Origin of the sequence: Kitasatospora sp. NPDC059817 (genome assembly GCF_042731835.1) — a bacterium.
In the GTDB taxonomy this organism is placed as follows: domain Bacteria; phylum Actinomycetota; class Actinomycetes; order Streptomycetales; family Streptomycetaceae; genus Kitasatospora.
Genome location: NZ_JBHWIR010000255.1, coordinates 1 through 7904 on the forward strand (window position 1 = coordinate 1; position 7904 = coordinate 7904).

The 7904-nt window shown below is 75.0% G+C and carries 7 protein-coding genes; 3 read left to right on the forward strand and 4 right to left on the reverse strand.

What is annotated here, in order from left to right; all coding sequences use genetic code 11:
* Nucleotides 1-12: 12 nt before the first annotated feature.
* Complete coding sequence (locus tag ACFV61_RS32490; RefSeq protein ID WP_380495579.1) at nt 13-795, forward strand: aminoglycoside N(3)-acetyltransferase; 783 nt, start codon at nt 13-15, stop codon at nt 793-795.
* An 18-nt stretch (nt 796-813) separates the two neighbouring features.
* Here ACFV61_RS32490 and ACFV61_RS32495 read toward each other — a convergent pair whose 3' ends face one another.
* Nucleotides 814-1620 carry a nucleotidyltransferase domain-containing protein gene (locus tag ACFV61_RS32495; RefSeq protein ID WP_063347043.1) on the reverse strand — a complete coding sequence of 269 codons (807 nt, stop codon included), beginning with the start codon at nt 1618-1620 and terminating at the stop codon, nt 814-816.
* 274 nt (nt 1621-1894) lie between these two features.
* On the opposite strand from ACFV61_RS32495, the gene ACFV61_RS32500 reads away from it, so the two are divergent.
* Nucleotides 1895-2830: an LLM class flavin-dependent oxidoreductase gene (locus ACFV61_RS32500; protein ID WP_380495571.1), complete on the forward strand. Its 936-nt coding sequence runs from the start codon at nt 1895-1897 to the stop codon at nt 2828-2830.
* 82 nt (nt 2831-2912) lie between these two features.
* Here ACFV61_RS32500 and hemC read toward each other — a convergent pair whose 3' ends face one another.
* The 3 genes from hemC to ACFV61_RS32515 all read right to left on the reverse strand — a co-directional run bounded on the left by hemC (nt 2913) and on the right by ACFV61_RS32515 (nt 7044).
* Nucleotides 2913-3848: a hydroxymethylbilane synthase gene (hemC, locus tag ACFV61_RS32505; protein WP_063347045.1), complete on the reverse strand. Its 936-nt coding sequence runs from the start codon at nt 3846-3848 to the stop codon at nt 2913-2915.
* 137 nt (nt 3849-3985) lie between these two features.
* Nucleotides 3986-6295: an ABC transporter permease gene (locus ACFV61_RS32510; protein ID WP_380495573.1), complete on the reverse strand. Its 2310-nt coding sequence runs from the start codon at nt 6293-6295 to the stop codon at nt 3986-3988.
* Nucleotides 6292-7044 carry an ABC transporter ATP-binding protein gene (locus ACFV61_RS32515; RefSeq protein ID WP_380495575.1) on the reverse strand — a complete coding sequence of 251 codons (753 nt, stop codon included), beginning with the start codon at nt 7042-7044 and terminating at the stop codon, nt 6292-6294. The genes ACFV61_RS32510 and ACFV61_RS32515 overlap by 4 nt, the downstream gene beginning before the upstream one ends.
* Before the next feature lie 189 nt (nt 7045-7233).
* Here ACFV61_RS32515 and ACFV61_RS32520 point away from each other — a divergent pair.
* On the forward strand, nt 7234-7904 hold a 671-nt coding region (locus ACFV61_RS32520; protein WP_380495577.1), incomplete at its 3' end, for a sensor histidine kinase.

The following is a 7904-nucleotide window of genomic DNA, read 5'->3' on the forward strand; positions in this document are numbered from 1 at the left end:
GCCGGCAGCGACGTGAACCCGCCCCCCCCCCGCCCGGCCCTCGCCTCCGCCCGGCGTGCCGCCGGGGTCGAACCCGGCGGCACGCTGCTCGTGCACTCCTCGCTGCGCTCCCTCGGCTGGGTCTCCGGCGGGCCGGTCACCGTCGTCCAGGCCCTGCTCGACGCCCTCGGACCGACCGGCACCCTCGCCGTCCCCACCCACACCGGGGACAACTCCGACCCCGCCGGCTGGTCCAACCCGCCGGTCCCGGAGGCCTGGTGGCCCGACATCCGAGCGTCCTGGCCCGCGTACGACCCGCACGTGAGCCCCACCCTGGGGATGGGCGCCATCCCCGAGGCCGTCCGGATCTGGCCCGGCGCCCGGCGCAGCGCCCACCCGCAGACCTCCTTCGCCGCCCTCGGCCCGGGCGCCGCCGAGACCACCGACGGACACGCCCTCGACTGCCTGCTCGGCGAGTCCAGCCCGCTCGCCCGGCTGGAGGACCGCGACGCCCAGGTCCTGCTGCTGGGCGCCGACTTCGGCTCCTGCACCTGCTTCCACCTCGCCGAGTACCGCGTCCCGGGCCCGAGCGAGGACGTCTCCTTCGCCACCCTCACCCCCGAGGGCCGGCAATGGCTCACCGTCCGCGACCGGGCCATCAGCGCCGACGACTTCGCCGAACTCGGCACCGCCTTCGAGGCCGACCACCCGAAGGCCGTCCGCCACGCCACGGTCGGCGCCGCCACCACCCGCCTCTTCCGCCTCCGCGACGCCGTCGCCTACGCACAGCACTGGCTGCCCGAGCACCGGGCGTAGGACAGGACGTGTCCGACGTCAGGTCCGGGGCGTCTTCTCCCCGTGGACGGCGGTGTACTCGGCCGCCAGCCACGGCCCGAGGTCCTCGGTGAGCACCTTGAGGACGGTCGGGTCCGCTGTCGGCGTACGGGCCACGGTCGCCGCCAGACGCATCTGCTCGGCGCGCTCCGGGTAGTAGCGGGCGAACGCCCCGGCGGACTCGGTGAGATCGCTGGTCCAGCCACCCCACCGCGGCATCACCAGGGTGAAGCCCGTCCGCACGATCCGGCGGGCGACCGCGCGACTGAGCGCCCGGCGCTCGGCGGGCGTACCGGCCGAGCCCGCCCGCTCGCGCCAGCGCGGGAGGGCCAGGGCGAGATCGCCGTTGGTCTCGCGGGCGAGCGTGGAGGTGGGGCGGTAGCGCGGCAGTCCGGCGGCGAGGTCGTCACCGAGCAAAGGCGTGCACAGGCAGGCCACGAACCAGCCCAGATCGTGACGTTCGAGCTCGCTCAGCAGCGTGTCCGCGCTGAACAGGAGGATTCCGACACCGTTGACCTGCGGGAAGGAAGCATCGAGCCGGGATTCGAGCGCATCGGCGTCAGCCCGGTCGGCGGCGGAGGGCTCCTGCCTCAGGGCGAGCAGGAGATCGAGATCGGAGACCTCGGGGATCGCGGTGCCGCGCGGGATGCTGCCGTAGAGGTAGGCGCTGTGCAGCCGGGGGAGGTCGAAGACCTCGGCGATCAGCGTCCGGGCGGCGGCGACCACGGGTGCGAACGCCTCGGGCACCCGGCCCAACGAGCCCTCCCGTGCGATGAAGCCGTCGTCGTCCAGTCCCGCGGTAGTCATGGGCGTACTCTGCCGGTTCGCGCACCCCCGAGCGAGCCGATTTCGGACGCCGGGCGTGGCCGATCGTCAACTCCCCGGCGATTCCCGGGCATCATTCCAGGCACGGACGCGCGGGGAACGGCGTTGAACCCGGGAAGCACCTCGCGCCACCGTCGCCGCACTCCGACGAGCACGCTCCCCGGAACGACGAGCCGCAGGACGGGGAGCAGGGCCGCGCGCGGGCCCACGGAGGGGCGGCGCCCGTATGCGGCCTGCCCTCCGGAGGATGATCCCCATGCAGCCCGACCCTCAGCCCACCCCTCAGCCCGCCCCGCAGCCCACCTCGAAGCCCGACCCGCAGGCCTCCCCGCAGGCCGCCAAGATCGGCCTCGGTCTTCCCCTCCAGGACCCCGTCCTGCTGTTCGAGTGGGCCCGGCGGGCCGACGCCGGCCCGTTCAGCACGCTCGGCCTGGCGGACCGGGTGGTGTTCGACAACCCCGAACCGCTGGTGACGCTGGCCGCCCTGGCCGGCGCCACGTCCCGCGTCCGCCTGCAGACCGAGGTGCTGCTCGCGCCGCACCACGTCCCCGCGCTGCTCGCCAAGCAGACCGCCACCCTGGACCTGCTCTCCGGCGGGCGGTTCACGCTCGGCCTCGGCGTCGGCGGCCGGGAGGACGACTTCCTGGCCGCCGGCATCGACCCGCGCCGCCGGGGCCGGCTCCTGGACGAGCGGATGGCGGTGCTGCGCCGCCTCTGGGCCGGTGAGCCGTTCGGCGAGGGGGTCGGCCCGGTCGGGCCCGCGCCTGCGACGCCCGGCGGCCCCGAGGTGCTGTTCGGCGGCTTCGCCCCGGCCGCGCTGGACCGGGTCGGCCGGTTCGGGGACGGCTTCCTCGGCGCGGGAGTGCCGCCGGAGGCGATGGCCGGGCTGTTCCAGGACGTCGAGAGGTCCTGGCAGCGGCACGGCCGGGACGGCCGGCCCCGGCTGGTCGCCCAGGCGAACGCCGTCCTCGGCCCGGCGGAGACGGTCGAGCAGGCCCGGCGCAACATCCGCGCGTACTACGAGTCCAGCGGCCGCGCCGACCGGATGGAGGAGGGCCTGCTCACCACGCCGGAGGCGATCCGGGCCGCCGTGGCCGGCTTCACGGCCATCGGCGCGGACGAGGTGATGCTGTACTGCTGGTCCCCCGAGGTGGACCAGGTGGACCGCTTCGCCGAACTGCTGTTCCGGTAGCGGTCGGTCGCAGAGGCGGGGATCAGTTCGGGATGCTGGAGATCAGTGCGGGATGCTGGAGATCAGTGCGGGATGCCGGGGATCAGTGCGGGATGCCCGCGATCAGCTCCTGTGCGCCCTGCCGCTTGAGCGCCAGCGCCGTGGAGGTGCCGAGGTCCTCGGGGCTGAGCGCGCCGGCCCACTCGTGGGCGTCCAGCACCTGCTTGCCGTCCGGGCTGAAGACCCGGCCGCGCATCGAGAGCCGGCCGTCCGGTTCGGCCCTGGCGTAGCCGGCGATCGGGCTGTTGCAGTGGCCCTGGAGGACGTGCAGGAACATCCGCTCGGCCGCCGCCTCGCGCCAGGTGTCGCGGTGGCCGAGCGCGGCGACCGCGTCGACGGTGACGACGTCGTCCTCGCGGCACTGCAGGACGAGGATGCCGGCGCCGATCGGCGGGCACATCGCGTCGAGGTCCAGGATCTCGGTGATCCGCGCCTGCTCGCCGATCCGCTCCAGCCCGGAGGCGGCGAGCAGCAGCGCGTCGGCCTCCCCGGCGGCCAGCTTGGCCAGCCGGCTGTTGGCGTTGCCGCGGATCGGCACGCACACCAGGTGCGGGTGGGAGGCGGCGAGTTGGGCGACCCGGCGGACGGAGGAGGTGCCGATCCGGGTGCCGGGCGGCAGTTCGGCGAGGGTCAGGCCGCCGGGGTGGACGAGGGCGTCGCGGATGTCGTCGCGGCGCAGGTAGGCGGCGAAGACGGTGCCGGCGGGCAGCGGGCGGTCGGCGGGCACGTCCTTGAGGCAGTGCACGGCGACGTCGGCCTCCCCGGCGAGCAGCGCGGCGTCGACCTCCTTGGTGAACGCGCCCTTCCCGCCGAGCCGGGCGAGGTCACCCATCCAGCGGTCGCCGGAGGTGGTGACCGGCACCACCTCGGTGCGCAGGCCCGGGTGCAGGGCGGCGAGTTCGGCGCGGACCCGCTCGACCTGGGCGAGCGCCATGGGCGAGGAGCGGGAGACGATGCGGATCAGCTCAGCGGTGGCCATGGCGCGATGATAGGCGCTCGAACGCCGGTCTCTGACCCGGCGTCAGCCATGCGGCGGAAGGCCCGCCGGACGGCACCCGGACGGCCGGGCGGCGAACCGTCCGACCATCCGTGTGCCGCCCGCGCGCCGCCCCCCGCTCACTCGTTGTGCAGCACCTCGGCGATCGGCAGCCGGGCCGCCGAGCGGGCCGGGACGAGGGCGCCGAGGACGGCGATCGCGACACCCGCCAGCGCGAGCCCGGCGAGCAGCGGGGCGCCCCAGACGTCGATCATGTGCTCCGGGAAGGCCAGGATCCGGACGTTCTCGGCGATCAGCCGGTGCACCACGATCCCGACCGGGATGCCGATGACGCCGCTGAGCGCGCCCTGCCAGGCCACCGAGGTGACCGTCATCGCGACGACCTGACGGGGCGTCATGCCGATGGACTTCAGCATGCCGATGTCCCGGCGGCGCTCGCGGATGGTGAGCAGCAGGGTGTTGAAGACGCCCAGCGAGGCGACCACCGACAGCAGGACGGTGAAGGTCGTGCTGAAGGTCTGGATAGCGACGACGGGCCCCGCCGAACTCTCGACGACCACCGAGGGCGTCAGGCTCGGGTCGGCGGCCCCGACCGCCTTCTGGTACGCGGCGGCGTCGGCGCCGTCGGCGAGCCGCACGTCGTACTCGACCGTGTGCGGGTCGGGGGTGAGCGCAGCCCGGGTGGCGTCGTTGGAGGTGATCGCGTTCGCGTTGCCCTGGATCTCCTCGCCGACGATGGTGACGGCCCGCTGTCGGCCCTCCAGGGTCAGGGTGATCCGGTCGCCGAGCCTGAGCCCGCGCTGGTCGAGGAAGGCCGGCCCGGCCTGGACCTCGTCCGGCCCGGTCGCCGGGCGGCCCTTGACCACCCGCAGCCACCTGGTGCCGGCGATGTCGTCGCCGCCGTAGAAGTCCATGAAGACGGGCTGGGTGTGGCCGACCACGCCCACTCGGACCAGCCCCCGGGTGACGACCTGCGCGGCCCCGGGGGTGGCGCGCAGCATCGCCTCGGTCTGGGCCGGGGTCAGCTGCGGCTCGACCGTGTTGCCCTGGAAGTGGCCGGTCTGCACGTTGACGTGGATCTTGTCGTCGACCGGGGCCATGCTCCTGGCCAGGGTGCTGCTCAGGCCGGTGGTGACCGTCACGGTGACCACGCCGAGCACGATCGCCGCCATGGTCAGCGCCGTCCGGCCCGGGCGGGCGAAGGGCTGGCCGAGGCCGAGGCTGACGGCGCGCGGCAGCCGGGTGCCGCTCAGCCGGCGCTGGACCTTCAGCCCGCGCCCGGTGCGCGGGGCGCTGCCGGCCGAGATCGCCTGGGCGGCGGAGAGCCGGTGGGCGCGCGAGGCCGGGACGAACGCGGCGGCGACGACCAGCAGCGGGACGCCGACCAGGGTGGCGGCGGGCAGCCAGCCGGCCGGCTCGATCACGGCGGTGCCGGTCGAGATGCCGCTGAAGGCGGTCTCCAGGATCGGGTACGCCCCCGCCCAGCCGGCCGCCGTCCCGAGGACCGTGCCGACGACCGCGGGCACCGAGACCATGGTCAGGTAGACCGTGACCACCTGGCGCGGGGTGAAGCCGATCGACTTCAGCACGCCGATGTGCCGGTAGCCGGAGACCACCGCGCCGCTCACCACGTTGCCGACGATCAGTGCCGCGACGACCAGCCCGAGCACGCCGAAGACCGTCATCAGCGGCAGGTAGGCGTCGGCACCGGCGGAGAAGGCCTGCTTGAGCACCAGGTACGACTGCGCGCTGGCGAGCGCGCCCTCGGGCAGGCCCTCGGTGGCCGTGCCGAGGGAGGCGGTCAGCTGCTGCTCGGTGTCCGCGTCGGCGAAGCGGTAGAGCATCTGACGGCTGGTGGGGTGCAGGGCGGCCGCCTGCTCGGGGACGACCCAGCCGCCGGCGGACTGGCTCATGCTGCCGGCGAAGCCGACGATGGTGAGCTTCAGCCCGGTGGCGGTGGTGAGCGACGTGCCGAGGAGCGTCGTCGCGGCGCCACCGCCCGGTTGCTGGATGACCACCTCGCCGGGCGCCGTGGCCCAGCGGCCGCCCAGCAGCTGCACCCGGTCCACCGGCCCGGCCGGGTCGGCCCGGCCGACCAGGGTCAGCGGGCCCGGCGGGCGGCCGACCCAGTCGGTGGGGATCTCCACCACGGCCTGGTCGAACGGCCCGGCGGCCGCCTCGACGCCCGGCCGGTGGGCGGTGGCGGCCAGCTGCTCCGCCGAGGCCCTGGCCGGGTCGAAGGCCGCGACGACGTGGGCGCCGCGCTCGGCGGCGAAGGCGTCGTCGAAGGGCGCCCGGGCGGCGCTGATCACGGCGAGGGCGAGCAGCACGGTCGTGGTGGAGCAGAAGACGACCAGGCCGATCACGAAGGTCTGCACCCGGCGGCGCTTCACGGCCGCCCGGGAGGCCCGCCACACGGCGCCGGTCATGCGGACGCCTCCAGGGCCCGCTCGCGCGCCACCTTTCCGTCCGCGACCTCGACCAGGCGGCTGGCGCAGCGGGTGGCCAGGTTGGGGTCGTGGGTGACGATCAGCAGGGTCTGGCCGATCTGGTTGAGGTCGATCAGCAGGTCCATCACCTGCTCGCCGGAGCGGCTGTCCAGCGCGCCGGTCGGCTCGTCCGCGAGCAGCAGCGCCGGGCGGTTCATCAGGGCCCGGGCCACCGCGACCCGCTGGCGCTCGCCGCCGCTGAGCGCGGCCGGGTAGGTGTCCTTGCGGTGCGCGACGCCGAGTTCGTCCAGCAGTTCCAGGGCGCGGCGGCGCGCCTGGCGGGCCGTGGTGCCGGTCAGCTGGGCGGCCAGGGCGACGTTGTCGAGGGCGGGCAGGTCGTCGATCAGGTTGAAGAACTGGAAGATCATGCCGATGTGGCGGCGGCGGAACAGGGCCAGCCCGGTCTCGTTCAGCCGCCCGAGGTCCTGGCCGTGCACCCGGACGGTGCCGGAGGTCGGCCGGTCCAGCCCGGCGACCATGTTCAGCAGGGTGGACTTGCCGCACCCGGAGGGGCCCATCACGGCGACCGCCTCGCCCGCCCGGATCCGCAGGTCGACGCCGTCGAGCGCCTTGGCGTCGCCGAACTCCTTGTGGACCCCGGACAGCTCGACGACGGCCTGTGCGTCGTCCGGCGGGGTGGTCCCGTCGTGGTCGTTCGGCGGGGTGGTCCCGTCGTGGTCGTTGCTCATGGTGGACGACGGTAGGCGCGGGCCCCCGGGCCCGGCGTCCCACCCGGGGTGTAGCCGGGGCGGCCGTAGTACCCGGGATGTACGCGGGCGGCACCCCCGGATGATGTCGATCATCGCGTGGGCTGGGAAACTGGCGGTGTGTGGGGAACGGGGACGAACTGGGCCGCCGTAGCGGTGGCGAGTGCGACGGTGGCGGGTACGGCGGTCGCGGCGGCCGGCTGGCTGGGCGTCGCGCTCGCCCGGGCGCGGCGGCTGCACCGGGCGGCCATCGGCGAGCGCGGCTGGCTGCTGGAACGGGAGCGGGAGAGCGCCGCCCGTACCGCCGTGGACGCCGAACGGGCGCGCATCGCGGCCGAGTTGCACGACATCGTCAGCCACAACGTGAGTCTGATGGTGGTCCAGGCCGGGGCCGCGCGCGAGGTGATCGCCACCATGCCCGCGGAGGCGGCGGCGGCGATGGGCGCCGTCGAGGCCGCCGGGCGCGACGCGATGACCGAGCTGCGGCACCTGCTCGGGCTGCTCGCCCCCGCCGCCGACGGCACCGAGGAGGAGGCGGCGGACGGTTTCGCGCCGCAGCCCAGCCTGAGCCGGCTCGGGCCGCTGATCGACCGGTTCGCCTTCGCCGGGCTGCCGGTGGAGGTGCGGATCTCGGGCGAGCCGAGACCGCTGCCCGGCGGCGTCGACGTGACGGCGTACCGGATCATCCAGGAGGCGCTGACCAACGCGCTCAAACACGGGGACGGGGTGACGGCCGAGGTGACGGTGCGCTACGCGGACCACTACCTGCGGGTGGAAGTGCTCAACAGCGGGCCGAGCGTGCTGGCGGGCGCCCACGCCGCGCCCGCGCAACCCGCCGACGC

Bases quoted from the DNA above. Each gene is read 5' to 3' on its own strand.
- ACFV61_RS32515 (WP_380495575.1), bottom strand. From the start codon at position 7,044: ATGAGCAACGACCACGACGGGACCACCCCGCCGAACGACCACGACGGG.
- ACFV61_RS32495 (WP_063347043.1), bottom strand. From the start codon at position 1,620: ATGACTACCGCGGGACTGGACGACGACGGCTTCATCGCACGGGAGGGC.
- ACFV61_RS32500 (WP_380495571.1), top strand. From the start codon at position 1,895: ATGCAGCCCGACCCTCAGCCCACCCCTCAGCCCGCCCCGCAGCCCACC.
- ACFV61_RS32510 (WP_380495573.1), bottom strand. From the start codon at position 6,295: ATGACCGGCGCCGTGTGGCGGGCCTCCCGGGCGGCCGTGAAGCGCCGC.
- hemC (WP_063347045.1), bottom strand. From the start codon at position 3,848: ATGGCCACCGCTGAGCTGATCCGCATCGTCTCCCGCTCCTCGCCCATG.